At 38.0% G+C, this 15,433-nt stretch carries 15 protein-coding genes; 3 read left to right on the plus strand and 12 right to left on the minus strand.

The window, feature by feature from the left end; translation table 11 throughout:
• Nucleotides 1–30 precede the first annotated feature (30 nt).
• Together D1094_RS15140 and pomA are read right to left on the minus strand one after the other, a co-directional pair.
• Entirely contained in the window at nucleotides 31–972 is a 942-nt protein-coding gene (locus D1094_RS15140) for a flagellar motor protein MotB (RefSeq protein ID WP_118960947.1), read from the minus strand.
• A gap of 27 nt (nucleotides 973–999) precedes the next feature.
• Nucleotides 1,000–1,764, minus strand: coding sequence for a flagellar motor protein PomA (pomA, locus tag D1094_RS15145; RefSeq protein WP_118960948.1), 765 nt, complete (start codon nucleotides 1,762–1,764; stop codon nucleotides 1,000–1,002).
• Nucleotides 1,765–2,005: 241 nt separating this feature from the next.
• On the opposite strand from pomA, the gene D1094_RS15150 reads away from it, so the two are divergent.
• The 3 genes from D1094_RS15150 to dxs all read left to right on the plus strand — a co-directional run bounded on the left by D1094_RS15150 (nucleotide 2,006) and on the right by dxs (nucleotide 5,073).
• Entirely contained in the window at nucleotides 2,006–2,254 is a 249-nt protein-coding gene (locus D1094_RS15150; protein WP_118960949.1) for an exodeoxyribonuclease VII small subunit, read from the plus strand.
• On the plus strand, nucleotides 2,254–3,144 hold the full coding sequence (gene ispA, locus D1094_RS15155; protein ID WP_118960950.1) for a (2E,6E)-farnesyl diphosphate synthase: 891 nt from the start codon (nucleotides 2,254–2,256) through the stop codon (nucleotides 3,142–3,144). Before D1094_RS15150 ends, ispA begins: the two co-directional genes overlap by 1 nt.
• 66 nt (nucleotides 3,145–3,210) lie before the next feature.
• Entirely contained in the window at nucleotides 3,211–5,073 is a 1,863-nt protein-coding gene (gene dxs, locus D1094_RS15160) for a 1-deoxy-D-xylulose-5-phosphate synthase (protein WP_118960951.1), read from the plus strand.
• 118 nt (nucleotides 5,074–5,191) lie between these two features.
• Here dxs and nqrM read toward each other — a convergent pair whose 3' ends face one another.
• The 10 genes from nqrM to D1094_RS15210 form a co-directional block, all read right to left on the minus strand.
• Nucleotides 5,192–5,422: a (Na+)-NQR maturation NqrM gene (gene nqrM / locus D1094_RS15165; RefSeq protein ID WP_118960952.1), complete on the minus strand. Its 231-nt coding sequence runs from the start codon at nucleotides 5,420–5,422 to the stop codon at nucleotides 5,192–5,194.
• Nucleotides 5,423–5,529: 107 nt separating this feature from the next.
• Nucleotides 5,530–6,549: an FAD:protein FMN transferase gene (locus D1094_RS15170; protein ID WP_118960953.1), complete on the minus strand. Its 1,020-nt coding sequence runs from the start codon at nucleotides 6,547–6,549 to the stop codon at nucleotides 5,530–5,532.
• 266 nt (nucleotides 6,550–6,815) lie between these two features.
• Complete coding sequence (gene nqrF / locus D1094_RS15175) at nucleotides 6,816–8,039, minus strand: NADH:ubiquinone reductase (Na(+)-transporting) subunit F (protein WP_118960954.1); 1,224 nt, start codon at nucleotides 8,037–8,039, stop codon at nucleotides 6,816–6,818.
• A gap of 63 nt (nucleotides 8,040–8,102) precedes the next feature.
• A complete protein-coding gene (gene nqrE, locus D1094_RS15180) occupies nucleotides 8,103–8,726 on the minus strand; it encodes an NADH:ubiquinone reductase (Na(+)-transporting) subunit E (RefSeq protein WP_118960955.1) in 624 nt (207 codons plus the stop codon).
• A 4-nt stretch (nucleotides 8,727–8,730) separates the two neighbouring features.
• Complete coding sequence (locus D1094_RS15185) at nucleotides 8,731–9,354, minus strand: NADH:ubiquinone reductase (Na(+)-transporting) subunit D (protein ID WP_118960956.1); 624 nt, start codon at nucleotides 9,352–9,354, stop codon at nucleotides 8,731–8,733.
• On the minus strand, nucleotides 9,354–10,133 hold the full coding sequence (locus D1094_RS15190) for a Na(+)-translocating NADH-quinone reductase subunit C (protein WP_118960957.1): 780 nt from the start codon (nucleotides 10,131–10,133) through the stop codon (nucleotides 9,354–9,356). The genes D1094_RS15185 and D1094_RS15190 overlap by 1 nt, the downstream gene beginning before the upstream one ends.
• Nucleotides 10,126–11,328 (minus strand): NADH:ubiquinone reductase (Na(+)-transporting) subunit B, encoded by a 1,203-nt coding sequence (locus D1094_RS15195; RefSeq protein ID WP_118960958.1) that lies wholly within the window; start codon nucleotides 11,326–11,328, stop codon nucleotides 10,126–10,128. The genes D1094_RS15190 and D1094_RS15195 overlap by 8 nt, the downstream gene beginning before the upstream one ends.
• Before the next feature lie 2 nt (nucleotides 11,329–11,330).
• Entirely contained in the window at nucleotides 11,331–12,668 is a 1,338-nt protein-coding gene (locus D1094_RS15200; protein WP_118960990.1) for a Na(+)-translocating NADH-quinone reductase subunit A, read from the minus strand.
• 525 nt (nucleotides 12,669–13,193) lie between these two features.
• Nucleotides 13,194–14,567, minus strand: coding sequence for a hypothetical protein (locus D1094_RS15205; protein WP_118960959.1), 1,374 nt, complete (start codon nucleotides 14,565–14,567; stop codon nucleotides 13,194–13,196).
• A complete protein-coding gene (locus D1094_RS15210) occupies nucleotides 14,564–15,433 on the minus strand; it encodes an ABC transporter ATP-binding protein (RefSeq protein WP_118960960.1) in 870 nt (289 codons plus the stop codon). The genes D1094_RS15205 and D1094_RS15210 overlap by 4 nt, the downstream gene beginning before the upstream one ends.

The following is a 15,433-nucleotide window of genomic DNA, read 5'->3' on the forward strand; positions in this document are numbered from 1 at the left end:
AAGCGCAGCCAAAGTGATTAATGTAAGTAATTAATCAATAACGTCAATTAATTCAGTTTCTTTTGCTTTACCTTGATTGATTGCAATCTCAACACGTCGGTTTCTTCGGCGATTAAGGGCATTAGTGTTAGGTACTAACGGTCTAGTATCTGCATGACCTGCAACAATTAATCGTGTAGGGTCAAACTCAGGCACTTTAATTAATTCATGAGCAATAGCAACAGCTCTTTTGCTCGACAAGTCCCAATTTGAGCTGAATAACTCAGAATCTACCCCTTGATTATCGGTATTACCCGAGACCATAATCTCACCGGGGACGGTATTTAATAACTCACCAATCTCTCTCATGATAGGTTTAAATTTTGGTTGTAAGAAAGCTGAACCAGATGGGAACGATCCATTTTCACGGATTCTAATAATGACTTGTTGCCCTAATGACTCTAACTCAACTGCACCATCTTGAATTTGCTGTTCAAGTTGCTCAGCGATCTTCTTCACTAAGTCATTCACTTGTTCTTGCGCTGCACTCTCCATTTGCTCCATTGCTTGTTCAAGAGCCTGAGCTGACATTGCATCTTCCGTGTTCTGTGCTTGACCACCACGCTCTGTACCACGCTGCTCTTGTCGTCCACCTGCTGAGGTTTCATCGCCAGCTTGAAACTCAAGCATTTGTTGCGTCATTTCCATGGTTTGTTGTTGAATAACTTCAATCGGTGTAGGTTCAGGTTTACCTGGCCTAAACTCTTGTGCAATGATACTTGTGCCTTTGGGAATATCTTTTACTTCAATCTTGTTCTGTACACCAAAAGCAAACTTCATTGAACCTGCAATCTGCTTAAACTTCAGTACATCCATTTCAGAAAATGATAAAAGTAATACGAAGAAACACATCAATAGCGACATTAAATCAGCAAACGTACCCATCCAAGCTGGTAACCCGGGTGGTGGACATTTACATTTTTCTTCAGCCATAATTAACTCCTAGCTCGATAGCTGTTGCTATTCTTCTGTGGTATCAATTTGGCGTTTGCCTTCAGCTAAGTAGTTTCTTAATAAGCCTTCAATAACCCGAGGATTCTGGCCATCTTGAATACCTAAAACAGCATCAAGCACTAACTCCTGATTCATTTTTTCTTCTTCCATTCTCAATTTTAATTTTGAGGCTAAAGGAATAGCGATAACATTGGCTAAGAATGCACCATATAATGTCGTTAATAAGGCAACAGCCATCGCAGGACCAATCGATTTAGGGTCATCCATGTTAGAGAGCATAGCAACAAGACCAATCAGTGTACCTATCATGCCCATCGCAGGGGCAACGTCGGCAAGTGCCATCAACATACCAGCCCCACGGTCGTGGCGCTCAGTCGTTAAGTTAATATCTTTTTGTAAGGTTGCACGCACAACATCTGCATCATGACCATCAACAAGCATATCAACCCCCTTTTGCATAAAAGGATTGGTTATTTCTGCTTCTTCTAATGCGAGGAATCCGCCTTTTCTCGCCGCGTCAGCCATATCTACAGCTTTTTCTATTAGCTCTTCAGGTTTTTCAATTTTGAACATAAATGCTTTAGCGATAACTTTTCCGATACCGAAAAATTGCCCTAAAGAATAATTAGATAACACGATAAAAATAGAGCCACAAAATACAATCAATACTGATTGGGTATCGGCAAACATCATAATATCGCCAGAAAGCACCATTGCCATGGCCAATAAGCCAATTGCTCCGAGAATACCTATCAGGGTTGCTAAATCCACAAAACTCTCCTAAACCACTAAAATATCGACGACCATTAAAATAATAGTACATTATGCGAAAGCTATTCGCTAATTCTTAAATTGCTTTATAAAATTATTATCGCCCATGATGTCAATAACTTAACACAAAACAACAAAAAAGCCTTTTTTATACATTAATTGCAGTGATATTTGACCAATGCTGCTAGCTAAGGTAAGTTTGCGCCAAGATAATTAATTACATTGCTAACAAGTAATCATCATGGCTAAAAAGAAACTAGAAAACCTAACATTTGAAGAGTCTTTAAGCGAATTAGATACAATCGTTAATCACCTTGAGCAAGGTGAACTTGGCCTTGAAGAGTCTATGGTGCTATTTGAGCGTGGTTTAAATTTAAGTAAAATAAGCCAAGAAAAGTTACACGCAGCAGAGCAAAAAGTAAAAATATTGTTAGAAAAAAATGGCCAATCTCAACTACTTGATTTCGATAATGAATCAGGGCAGAAATAATGGCTGAACTCAAGAATCTTGATACCTTTCAGCGCCGTATTAATGACTTTTTAACGGCTAAACTAAATACGCTATCAGTTAATGATGAAAAATTATTGGAGGCTATGCGTTATGGCTTACTCATAGGCGGTAAACGTATGCGACCTTACCTCGCGTATATTACAGGTGAAGCGTTAGGTGCTGATATAAATGATATTGACGCTATTGCTGGCGCACTAGAATGTATTCATGCTTATTCTTTACTCCATGATGATCTTCCTGCAATGGATGATGATGATTTAAGAAGGGGCCAGCCTACTTGCCATAAAGCTTTTGATGAAGCTACAGCGATTCTTGCTGGTGACAGTTTGCAGACGTTAGCTTTTGACATTCTTGCCAACCATAAGTTCTCTGAAACCGTGCTTCCACGACAAATTACTTTATTTAAGCAATTAGTTAGTGCCTCAGGCTACCAAGGTATGTGTGGCGGCCAAGCGCTTGATCTTGCTGCAACTAACCATCAGATATCGCTAGTACAATTAGAACATTTGCATTCCCTAAAAACAGGAGCCTTATTAGAAGCATCTGTGCTTATGGCAGCACAATGTTCAAGCCATGTTACTGAGGCAGATAACATCGCATTAAAAGAATTTGCCCAACTCATTGGTTTAGCCTATCAAGTACAAGACGATATAATTGATATTACCTCTAGCGAAGAGGAGCTCGGAAAGCCAGCAGGATCAGATTTAGCAGCGAATAAAAGTACCTACCCTGCACTACTTGGTTTACAAGGTGCACAAGAAAAAGCACAGCAGTTGTATCAACAAGCACTTCAAGCTTTGCACACTTTACCTTACAATAGCGAATCATTAGTTGAGTTTGCCACGTTTATTATCAAACGAAGCCATTAATTTGTGCGATAATGTTTAGCCTGAACAATTCAATAATTTATCTTAATTAAAACACTGTAAACAAATATGACAACAAATCTTGCTGATTATCCTTTACTCGCTCAAATTGATTCTCCAAAAGACCTACGGAGCATTCCTCAAGAGCAATTAACCCGTGTCAGCAATGAATTGCGTAGCTACTTGTTAAACTCTGTTAGTAAAAGTAGCGGGCACTTTGCTTCTGGGCTTGGCACCATTGAACTTACCGTAGCCTTGCACTATGTTTTTGACACGCCTTTTGATCACTTAATTTGGGATGTTGGCCACCAAGCTTACCCGCATAAAATTTTAACGGGTCGACGAGATAAGCTTCATACCATTCGTCAAAAAGAGGGCTTACATCCTTTTCCTTGGCGTGAAGAGAGCGAATATGACACCTTGAGTGTTGGTCATTCTAGTACATCAATTTCTGCAGCATTAGGCTTAGCGGTTGCTGCTGAGAAAGAAGGTAAAAATCGTAAAACTGTTGCTGTAATCGGTGATGGAGCAATGACTGCTGGTATGGCATTTGAAGCACTGAATCATGCAGGTGATATCAATAAAGACATGTTAGTCATTTTAAATGATAACGAAATGTCTATTTCTGAAAACGTTGGTGCTTTAAATAATCATTTGGCTAAAATGCTATCTGGTACTCTTTATACTGGGCTTCGTGAAGGCAGTAAAAGAATATTAAAAAATATCCCTCCCATTAAAGAATTAGCAAGTCGAGCTGAAGAGCATTTAAAAGGCATGGTAGTACCAAGTACCTTTTTCGAGGAGCTAGGTTTTAATTATATTGGCCCTATTGATGGTCATGACGTTAATGGTTTAGTTGATACCATCAAAAATATGCGTGGCTTAAAAGGGCCACAGTTATTACATATTGCAACGACAAAAGGTAAAGGCTATCAAGCTGCTGAACAAGATCCTATTAAGTATCATGCCGTACCAAAATTCAACCCAAGTGATAAAAACTTACCTAAGAGTACACCAACCCTGCCAACTTATTCGCAAATTTTTGGTGATTGGCTATGTAAAACTGCTAAAGCAGATAAGAAGCTTGTTGCAATAACCCCAGCGATGCGTGAAGGCTCGGGTATGGTTGAATTTAGTCAACGTTTTCCTGAACAATACTACGACGTAGCTATAGCAGAACAGCACGCAGTAACATACGCTGCTGGGCTTGCCATAGGCGGACAAAAGCCAGTAGTCGCTATTTATTCAAGTTTTTTACAGCGCGGCTACGACCAATTTATTCATGACGTTGCCATTCAAAATTTACCGGTACTCTTTGCTATTGATCGAGCAGGTATTGTTGGTGCCGATGGTGCGACCCACCAAGGTGTATTTGATTTAAGCTATCTTCGCTGTATTCCTAATACTGTAATTATGGCACCATCAGATGAACGTGAATGCCAATTAATGCTAAATACTGGGTATCAGCACAGTGGCCCAAGTATTGTGCGCTACCCTCGCGGTAATGGCACAGGCGCTGAATTGCCCGCTGTCGATGAAGTCATAGCAATAGGTAAAGCCCAACACGTATTAACCGGTGACAAAATTGCCATATTAAGTTTTGGTACTATGCTCGCTGAAGCACAAATAGCAGCAAAAGAGCTCAATGCCAGTTTAGTTGATATGCGATTTGTGAAGCCGCTTGATGAGTCAATAATTAATGAAATGTTCGCTAAGCACGAGCTGCTAGTAACCATTGAAGATAATGCCATTGCTGGTGGTGCTGGCTCTGGTGTTAATGAGTTTTTACTCGCCCAAGGTAAAACAATTAGCGTGCTAAATATTGGTGTTAAAGACCACTTCGTTAAGCATGGTACACAAGCAGAGATCCACAGTGAATTAGCACTTGATGCAGCAGGTATTCTTAAACAGATTAACACTTTCATTAGTTAAACCAAGCTTAGCTTAGTTAAAGCTAATTACTTTGATTTATCAAAAAAAGGATAATGAAGTCAATTCATTATCCTTTTTTATTGGCTAATAAACCTTGACGGTTTACTGTCGTTTATTTTTAAAGATTAGTCACATCTATTTTATTTTTTAAGTTTTCTTCAAGCGCAGCTTTTTTTTCACGCTCTTGCCTTTTCTCGCATGGATTATCGCAATTACAAGCTTTTTCAATACCCACACTTGCTAAGCCACCACAGCTTCCAGATAAGGTTCTATTTTGTACGATATAACCAATAGCCATAGCCGTACCGATAACTAGAAAAAAACCAAAGGTTATTAGGAAAATCATCATAATATCTTGCTCTCTACAACGTTTATAAAGATAGGTATTGTTCAAGGTAAGAACTATTAAACAGGACTTACCTCTATATCTTAATATGAAACGATACTTTGTGTTTACTACTTTAAATACTGCTTAAATTTTACCGTAAATTGCTCAGTAAAGCCATGTTCAGACTTTGATATAAAATAAGCCGCTAACTGATGCTTCTCAGCAAATGCTAACCCGTCCTCTTCGCCAAGCACCATTAACAGTGTTGATAATCCATCAGCCGTCATTGAAGATGGGTGAATAACGGTAACAGAAACTAAGTTATGCTTAATAGGTTTACCTGTATCTGGGTCAATAATATGTGAGAAACGCACTCCATCTTCTTCAAAATAGTTACGATAATCACCAGAGGTTGCCATTGCATTATCTTTAGGGACAATAAATTGTTGGACACTTCGCTCAGTAGTAATAGGTTTTTCAATGGCAACAACCCAGAGCTCACCTGTACTTTTAACCCCTTTTAGTCGTAATTCTCCACCAATTTCTACTAAGTAATTTGTAAAACCATTCGCTTCTATTAATTCCGCGACAACATCGACACCATAACCTTTTGCGATGGTCGATAAATCAACAGCAAGTTCGGGTTTTGCCTTAGCTAATTTGTTGCCAGTTAATGATAAATTATCTAACCCTGTTTGTGCTTTTGTTTGTGCTATTAATGCTGCACTTGGCACTTTCTCAGGTCTAAACTCAGGACCAAAACCCCAAAGGTTAACTAACGGTCCTACGGTTATATCTAACTTACCATGGCTCATTTCACCTAAACGTAATGATTCAGCTAAGACACGCGAAAAACCCTCAGAAATAACTCTTTCCTCGGTTGTTCTAGATTGATTAAATTGTGATATTTCAGAGCTTGGAATATAAGTCGACATCTCTTGATTGACTTGCTTCAAGGCATCATCTATTTGCTGCTGCAAATTGATAGACTTAACGTGTTCAAGGGTTGAGACCACTTTGACATTATAGGTCGTTCCCATGGTTCTCCCTTGAAGTAAAATCTCCGCTTTCCCTGATTTGTTACTAGGGAAACATCCACTTACTACCACAGTCATTATTATAAGTAATAACAGTTTAATTTTAGTCATTTTCATCATTCCAAAGTTTATTTATCTCAGCTAATTAATTTATTTTATGAGTAATTAACTGAGATAAATAACTTTCTATCAAGGCTATTCTTTAAAAATAATAAAGACGACCTAGGTCGTCTTTATTAACATGCGCTTCAGCAATATATTTTAAAGTTTAACGTTGGAGAGAAGTACTAATTCAAGGCGAATGCACGGAGCCTATAACTATAGGTGAGTACATCCAACGATGAAATGGTGCTTCTTAACACGTTTAACTTAAAATATTAGCCACCGAAGTCATCTAGCATTATATTTTCGTCTTCAACACCAAGATCTTTTAACATACCGATAACAGCAGCATTCATCATTGGTGGACCACACATGTAGTATTCACAATCTTCTGGTGCTTCATGATCTTTCAAGTATTCTTCGAAAAGAACGTTATGAATGAATCCTGTTAAACCATCCCAGTTATCTTCTGGTTGTGGATCAGATAACGCTACATGCCATTCGAAGTTATCATTTTCAGCTGCTAGGCCGTTGTAATCATCTTCATAGAACATTTCGCGAAGTGAACGTGCACCATACCAGAAACTCATCTTACGCTTAGATTTAAGACGCTTAAGTTGGTCAAAGATATGTGAACGCATTGGCGCCATACCTGCACCACCACCAATAAATACCATTTCATTATCAGTTTCTTTAGCGAAGAACTCACCAAATGGACCTGAGATAGTTACTTTATCACCTGGCTTAAGGCTAAAGATAAATGAAGACATTTTACCTGCTGGTAAGTGTAAACGACCAGGAGGCGGCGTAGCGATACGCACGTTAAGCATAATAATGCCCTCTTCTTCTGGGTAGTTAGCCATTGAGTAAGCACGTAATGTATCTGTGTCTACTTTTGACTCTACGTCGAAGAAGCCAAAATGGTTCCAATCACCACGATATTGTTCATCAATATCAAAATCACTGTATTTAACATGATGCGCTGGTGCTTCAATTTGAATATAACCACCTGCTTTAAAAGGTACAGATTCACCATTTGGAATTTGTAACTTAAGCTCTTTAATGAAAGTTGCTTTGTTATCGTTAGAGATAACTTCACATTCCCATTGCTGAACTCCGAAGATTTCATCTTCAACTTCAATTTCCATGTCTTGTTTAACAGCAACTTGACATGCTAAACGACAGCCTTCTTTCGCTTCACGTTTAGTGATATGACCTTGCTCAGTTGGTAAAATATCACCGCCACCTGAATGTACATCTACGCGACATTGTCCACAAGTACCACCGCCACCACAAGCCGAAGGAATAAAAATACCTTGATCAGCCAGAGCACCTAATAATTTACCACCCGCAGCAGTTGTTACCGCTTTTTCAGGGTCGCCATTAATATTGATCGTAACGTTACCACTAGAAACTAATTTAGATTTAGCAAATAAAATAACTAAAACTAGTGCTAGTACTATTGCGGTAAACATCGATACGCCGAGAATAATTTCCATCGACTTTTCCTTTAAACTTCTCTAAGGGTGTAATGCAATTTAAGCACATTACACCGACCAAACTTATAGGGAAATACCACCGAAAGACAAAAAGCCAAAAGCCATTAGTCCAGCAGTAATAAATGTAATACCTAAACCTTTCAAACCATTTGGAACATCAGAATATTTCATTTTCTCACGTAAACCCGCAAGTAAAACAATAGCCAATGCCCAACCAATACCAGAACCAATACCGTATACCACTGATTCACCTAACGTATAGTTACGTGCAACCATGAAAGAAACCGCACCAAAAATCGCACAGTTTACCGTGATAAGTGGTAAGAAAATCCCTAATGCTTGATAAAGCGCTGGGAAGTATTTATCTAGTACCATCTCAAGAATTTGAACAAGCGCAGCAATTACACCAATAAAGGTAATAAATGATAAGAAGCTCAAATCTATTGATTGAGTAGGGTCAGTAATACCTAACACGCTATCTAATGCACCTGGTGCTAGAACAGCTTGATAAATAATTTGGTTAGCCGGTACAGCGATTCCTAGTACCACTATAACCGCAACACCTAGACCAATTGCTGTATCTACTTTTTTAGATACCGCAAGGAAAGTACACATACCTAAAAAGAATGTTAAGGCAATATTTTCAATAAAGATGGTTTTTACTAATAAACTTAAATAATGTTCCATCGTATTAATCCTTCTCAACTTGTTCTGGTTTCCACTGGCGTACAGCCCAGATAACTAAACCAATAATGAAGAATGAACTAAATGGCAGTACTAGTAAGCCATTACCTTGATACCAACCACCATTTTGAATTAGTGGTAAAATCTCAATACCGAAAATAGTACCAAAACCTAATAGTTCACGGAAAAATGCAACAATCATTAAGATTGCACCGTAACCTAAACCGTTACCAATACCATCCCAAAAACTTACACCGGGCTTCTCTTTCATCGCAAATGCTTCAGCACGCCCCATTACAATACAGTTTGTAATAATCAAACCGATGTAAACAGATAATTCTTTTGATAATTGGTATGAAAAAGCCTTCAAGACTTGGTCAACAACAATTACTAAAGAAGCAATAATCGCCATTTGCACGATAATACGTACGCTAGATGGGATATGGTTACGAATAATCGAAATAAATAAGTTCGAAAACGCGGTAACCAAAACAACGGCAATTGTCATAACTAATGCATTAGCCATTGAACTTGTTACAGCTAATGCTGAACAAATACCTAAGACTTGTAATGCGATTGGGTTATTATCAACAATCGGTTGAGTTAAAACCTTTTTAGAATCAGATGACATTAGTTAACACCCCCTGCACGGTATTTAGTAATAAAAGGTGCATAACCTTCTTCACCAAACCAAAACTGAAGAGTATTAGTAACACCATTACTTGTTAATGTTGCACCAGATAATGCATCCACACCGTGAATATCATTAGCTTTAGCGCCACCTTTAACTAATTTGGCTTTAACTTCTCCAGCACTGTTGTAAATTTTCTTACCTGGCCATAATGCTTTCCACTTAGGATTCATTACTTCTGCGCCCAAGCCCGGAGTTTCTTTATGATCTGAATATACAACACTGCGAACAGTATTTAGATCAGACTCTAATCCAACATATCCGTACATTAAGTCCCATAAGCCGGAGCCTACAATAGGTAAGACGACTGTTTCTACTTTATTCGCATCATTGCGAACTAAGTACACAACAGCATCATGTGAGCGACGATTAATACCAGCGATATCATTTTTAGGTTTGTCTGATTTTTTTGCATCACGAGAATTACTTCGCTCGTCAAATAAATTAGGGTTACCCTCAATGAATTCACCAGAATCTAAATCAATCATTTTTGCTTCAACATACTTAGCGTAAGTCGCTTTAATATCTTTTGTTGAGCCGTCAGTTTTAGCCAGTAAACCTGATGCTTCAAGAATTTTAGTTTGTTGATCAAGTAACTTATTAGCAACTTGAAGTGGTTTCAATTGAATTGCCGAAATTGAAACTAAGGCAGCACACACTAAACATACTGCAGTAACAAAACCAACCGTTTTGCCGAATGTTTCTTTATTACTAGACATTGCGTGCAAGCCTCCGTTTAATATTGCCCTTCACTACAAAGTAGTCGAAAAGTGGCGCAAACAAGTTAGCGAATAAAATAGCTAACATCATGCCTTCTGGGAAAGCTGGGTTCACAACGCGAACTAATACCACCATGATACCAACAAGGGCACCAAACCAATATTTACCTGTGTTTGTGAAAGAAGCTGAAACAGGGTCAGTTGCCATAAACATCATACCAAAAGCAAAACCACCCACAACTAAGTGCCAATGCCAAGGCATTGCAAACATAGCGTTAGTATCACTACCAATTGCATTAAATAATAACGAGGTTGCCACCATACCACCAAACACACCTAAAACGATGCGCCATGAGGCAATACCTTTATAAAGGATATAAGCACCACCTAGCAAAATAGCAAAAGTAGATACTTCACCCACAGAGCCTGGGATGAAACCCCAAAAAGCATTCCACCAATCAGCATTCATTGAGTAATCAACTATACCTTGGTTCGCTGCACTTAACGCTGTTGCACCAGAAAATCCGTCGGCAGCAACCCAAACACCGTCACCTGAAATTTGCGCTGGATAAGCGAAGAATAAGAATGCACGACCCGCTAATGCAGGGTTTAAGAAGTTCTTACCTGTACCACCAAAAACTTCCTTCGCAATCACGATACCAAAAGTGATACCAATAGCTACTTGCCATAACGGAATAGTTGCAGGCAATATGAGTGCAAAAAGAATTGATGATACAAAGAAACCTTCGTTAACTTCATGGTTGCGTACTGCAGCAAACAATACTTCCCAGAAACCACCAACAATAAAGGTCACCGCATAAATAGGTAGGAAGAAACAAGCCCCGTATAGCATCATGCTAAACCAGCCTGAATCCGCGTTTAACACACCACCGAACATTGCAAACAAAGCTGTTTGCCATGTATCTGGTGTAGCATAACCGGCAGCTAAAGCATCTACCGCTTGATAACCGATATTATACATACCAAAGAACATTGCAGGGAAAACCGCTAGCCATACAGTGATCATAATACGTTTTAAATCGATGCTGTCACGAATATGAGTTTTACCTTTGTTAACCATACCTGGAGTAAATAACCCCGTTGCTACGGCTTCGTAAAGTGCAAACCACTTTTCATGTTTACCGCCTTTTTCAAAATGCGGTTCAATATCTTCTATAAACTTTTTCAAGCCCATGTCTAACCTTCCTTCTCAATTGTGGTTAGGCAATCACGAAGATGTACGCCGTAATCTGTTTTGCCTGGACAAACAAATGTACAAAGCGCTAAATCTTCTTCGTCTAGCTCTAAGGCACCAAGTTGTTGTGCAGTGTCAGTATCGCCTGCCACTAAATCACGTAATAACATGGTAGGTAAAATATCTAGAGGCATAACACGCTCAAAGTTACCAATTGGAACCATAGCACGGTCACTACCATTTGTGGTGGTAGTCATATTGAATAACTTCTTCGGGAAGAAGTGAGACATATATGCACGAGTAACTGAGAATTTATTAGGGCCTGGGTACATGTAACCAATGAATTCTTTTTCACGACCTTCAAGAATTAATGAAACTTGTACATGGTAGCGACCTAAATAACCGTGAACAGCCGTTGCTGTAGCCCCCATAAGTAAAGAGCCAGATACAACACGAAGCTCACCGTCAATTGATTCACCAGCACTTAATTCATCGGTGTTTGCACCTAAGATAGTACGCACAAGACGAGGGTTCTTCGCTGCAGGGCCTGCAAGTGAAATAACACGAGTGCTGTCTAATTCACCTGTGGTAAATAACTGAGCAATCGCAATCACATCTTGATAACCAACATGCCATACAAACCTTTCAGCATTTGCTGCTTTAAGGAAATGGATATGTGTACCCACTAGGCCAGCGGGATGCTTACCTGCAAATTCAGTTACGGTCGCATTGCTATCAACAGGGATATTTGCACCCGGAGCTTTACTTACAAACACTTCACCATCGGTTAGACGAGAAAGAATTGTTAAGCCTTGCTGAAATGCTTCTGCTTGCTCTGCAATAACTACTTCTGGGTTAGCAGCCAATGGATTAGTATCCATTGCACTAACAAAAATAGCAGCAGGAGCGCTATCAATTGCAGGTACTTTACTGAATGGGCGAGTTCTTAATGATGTCCAAAGACCAGAATCAACTAGATTTTTCACAACGTCTTCACGTGCAATACTGGCTAATTCACTCGTTGGATAAGAAGTAAACGTCTCTTTATCATCGCCGTCAACTTCAACAACAACTGATTGCAAAACACGTTTTTCACCACGGTTAATTTCTTTAACAACACCGGCAGCTTGAGATGTGAACTTCACGCCAGGATTTTTTTTATCTTCAAAAATCACCTGACCTTTAGTTACGCGATCACCCACTTTAACAAACATGGTTGGACGCATACCCACAAACTCTTCACCGAGTGTTGCAACGGTTTTGATGGTCGGACCATCATGGATTACCTGCTGAGGAGCACCTTGTACAGGAACATCCAAGCCTTTTTTTATTGTAATCATAAACACTTGCACTACTTTTGATGGGAGTATAAAAACCAACTTGTTAGCTTATCTAATCAATATCAAAATAAATTAAAACAAATACTACTTAAATATCAATTAGATAAATTATAACTTGCCGATTTCAGTGTATTTCAGTAAGTCTTTATTTTAGTCGTAAATTAAAATTTAGCGACAAAAAACAAACCCACTGGCTCTAAGTTAAAATTTTCTGGCGCGAATACTACCATAAAAAGGCTATTTTATTCTACGGTTAGAGTGCATTTTTCATGAAAAATTACTTGATTAAATTTGATTCAAACGACAATTAATTGAAAGAATTCATCACTTTTTTTATACAATGCAATTTGTGTCAATATTCAACCCTATGAGATGTTTAAAACAGAAGCACTGTATACAATACATCTACTCATCGCTATTGATGAGACATTGAGTAAAACTAGAAAACAGATAATACAAAGCCGACGATCAAATAGTCGGCTTTCATAAGTAAGTTATTCATTAATTTACGACTTCATTACCAACTCAATAATTCAGACCTGCATACCTTTGGGTATAACGCTTAATGGTGTAACCGCAAAAAATAGCACCAGTGAATATAGTGATAAAAATTGGCATCCAAGAAATTATTGAATCAACACCACTTTGCATAACTTCTAAGCTAGCTAACAAAAACAGGAAGAAATTAAATACAATAATGAACACGTATTTCTGAATAGCTTGTGAATGATTACTCCAGCTAAAAAACATTAAAGCGCAGTTAAGTAAACAGAATAACAATGCTAGTAAACAGACTTTCATGTAATTCACCCAAGTTAAATGTTCAAAAGTTATCACCGTAATTGCTACTAAAAAAGCAACAAATACTAATAATGAGGCTTGATTCACTAGCACGTATTTAACAAATGCTTTAGCAAACGTTTGCTTGTTTTTAAAACGAGGTAGTATTGATAACCTAGCTAAATAACTCCGTTTATTATTCACCATTTGAAATAAAGTAATAGAGGCGGTACCAATTAAAATCGCAGGTACAATGGTGATCATAGGAATAACGGCTACGTAGTTTTTTTCATCAATAAATAATGCGACGCCACACAATATCAACGTTGCTAAAGACCAAGCAATATAAGAATGCTTGCTAAAAGAAGCGGTACTTTGACAACTAATGGCAATCAGTTTTCTCATTGAGAGCTTTGTTTTGTTTTCTTCAGCTTCTGTGATATTACTCCGCTCATGATTAAAGTTTAAATTACTCCACCATCGCATAAAAATATTTTGTGTTGCTGGTGGTATATGATCTTGTGCGACCAATGTTCTATCGATGCTTGCATTTACCATTAGCATCATTTTAGCAATATGTTCGCTATGTTTTCGATAGACAACCAATTTATTAAGCGACTGCCAAGCCCAAACTGCAATAACAGGTAAAGCGAAGGCAAAGTAACTCATCACTTGTTCAAAAGTTATCTCTATATTTAAAGCTTCCGAACATAGCGGTGTTAGCATAATAAGAAAAAATAGTATTTGATATTTTGGCTGGTAAACCATGGCTATCATCAACATTGCACTTACTAACATAATAGATAACAAACCTAACCAACTCATAACATTAGGTAATAATAAGAGCGTGGGGAGAAAACTTATTAACAATATACTTATCAATGCCGTTTTTAATTGCGATGAAAATCCGGGCAACACCGCAGCTATTTGGCTATGCGTTAGCAATGGTAATCGCATAGACACAATTAAATATAAACTTAGGTTACTTAAACCTAATAATGAAATTAACAAGGGTGATTTTTGTTCAAAGTCTATTGTAAATCTAAGCCATAGAGCTACTAGCCAAAGCACAAGAATAAATATCCTGGCATACCAGCCATGAATTAAAATACTTTTCATGATGCGGTGATCTCCAAAAAGATATCTTCTAACCCCATTGGGCTTACATCAATTTTTATACCTTGTTGCTGAAGTTCTTGCAGCCACCTTTCATCTATTTTTTTAACGACGCAATAAGTATTATCTCCTTTAACTTCGACTCTAAGGGCATTTGGGATATGCTGCTGAGTAAGCTGTTTACCATGTAATGTTAGCCTTACAACATTTTCTTTAGTTTTATCTAAATCATCAAAATAACAAATAGTGCCTTTATCTAAAATAGCGATCTTACTTGCAAGACGCTCCAAATCTGAAGTGATATGAGTTGAAAAAATAACAGTGATATTTTCATCACAAGCTAAGTTAACTAATTCTTTCAATAAATCTCTTCTACCAGCAGGATCTAAAGCTGATGCAGGTTCATCAAAAACAAGTAATTCAGGTCTTGAAGCCAAGGCTAAAGTAATTAATACTTTTTGAGCTTGCCCAGGTGAAAGTTCAACCATTTTTTTACGGGGGTCTATTTGCCATTTATCAAGGTAGTAGCAAACTTTTTCATCAGACCATTGTTGATAAAATTGCTTTCTAAACTTAATTAAATCAGTGACCGACAACCAACTAATTTCATCATTTTCTTGAGGGACATACCCTATTCTTTCTTTTGAAGCGATACTCAAGCTCATATGTGCTTCATTAAATATAGATATTTTGCCACTATCGATATCATCTATGTTTAACAAGCTTTTTAATAAGGTAGATTTACCCGCACCGTTTTTTCCTAATAAACCAACGATATCACCTTGATTAATGGTCCAATTTAATCTAGATAAAACAGGCTGGTTATCAAATGACTTATTTAGGTTTTCAATTGAAATTACTGCAGACAT

It is taken from the genome of Colwellia sp. RSH04, from assembly GCF_003545765.1.
GTDB lineage: Bacteria > Pseudomonadota > Gammaproteobacteria > Enterobacterales > Alteromonadaceae > Colwellia.

What these genes read in the sequence shown, in the direction of transcription:
- D1094_RS15205 (WP_118960959.1), bottom strand. Translation starts at nt 14,567, where the DNA reads ATGAAAAGTATTTTAATTCATGGCTGGTATGCCAGGATATTTATTCTT.
- ispA (WP_118960950.1), top strand. Translation starts at nt 2,254, where the DNA reads ATGGCTGAACTCAAGAATCTTGATACCTTTCAGCGCCGTATTAATGAC.
- D1094_RS15150 (WP_118960949.1), top strand. Translation starts at nt 2,006, where the DNA reads ATGGCTAAAAAGAAACTAGAAAACCTAACATTTGAAGAGTCTTTAAGC.
- dxs (WP_118960951.1), top strand. Translation starts at nt 3,211, where the DNA reads ATGACAACAAATCTTGCTGATTATCCTTTACTCGCTCAAATTGATTCT.
- D1094_RS15190 (WP_118960957.1), bottom strand. Translation starts at nt 10,133, where the DNA reads ATGTCTAGTAATAAAGAAACATTCGGCAAAACGGTTGGTTTTGTTACT.
- nqrF (WP_118960954.1), bottom strand. Translation starts at nt 8,039, where the DNA reads ATGGAAATTATTCTCGGCGTATCGATGTTTACCGCAATAGTACTAGCA.
- D1094_RS15170 (WP_118960953.1), bottom strand. Translation starts at nt 6,549, where the DNA reads ATGACTAAAATTAAACTGTTATTACTTATAATAATGACTGTGGTAGTA.
- D1094_RS15200 (WP_118960990.1), bottom strand. Translation starts at nt 12,668, where the DNA reads ATGATTACAATAAAAAAAGGCTTGGATGTTCCTGTACAAGGTGCTCCT.
- D1094_RS15210 (WP_118960960.1), bottom strand. Translation starts at nt 15,433, where the DNA reads ATGTCTGCAGTAATTTCAATTGAAAACCTAAATAAGTCATTTGATAAC.
- nqrM (WP_118960952.1), bottom strand. Translation starts at nt 5,422, where the DNA reads ATGATGATTTTCCTAATAACCTTTGGTTTTTTTCTAGTTATCGGTACG.
- nqrE (WP_118960955.1), bottom strand. Translation starts at nt 8,726, where the DNA reads ATGGAACATTATTTAAGTTTATTAGTAAAAACCATCTTTATTGAAAAT.
- D1094_RS15195 (WP_118960958.1), bottom strand. Translation starts at nt 11,328, where the DNA reads ATGGGCTTGAAAAAGTTTATAGAAGATATTGAACCGCATTTTGAAAAA.
- D1094_RS15140 (WP_118960947.1), bottom strand. Translation starts at nt 972, where the DNA reads ATGGCTGAAGAAAAATGTAAATGTCCACCACCCGGGTTACCAGCTTGG.
- D1094_RS15185 (WP_118960956.1), bottom strand. Translation starts at nt 9,354, where the DNA reads ATGTCATCTGATTCTAAAAAGGTTTTAACTCAACCGATTGTTGATAAT.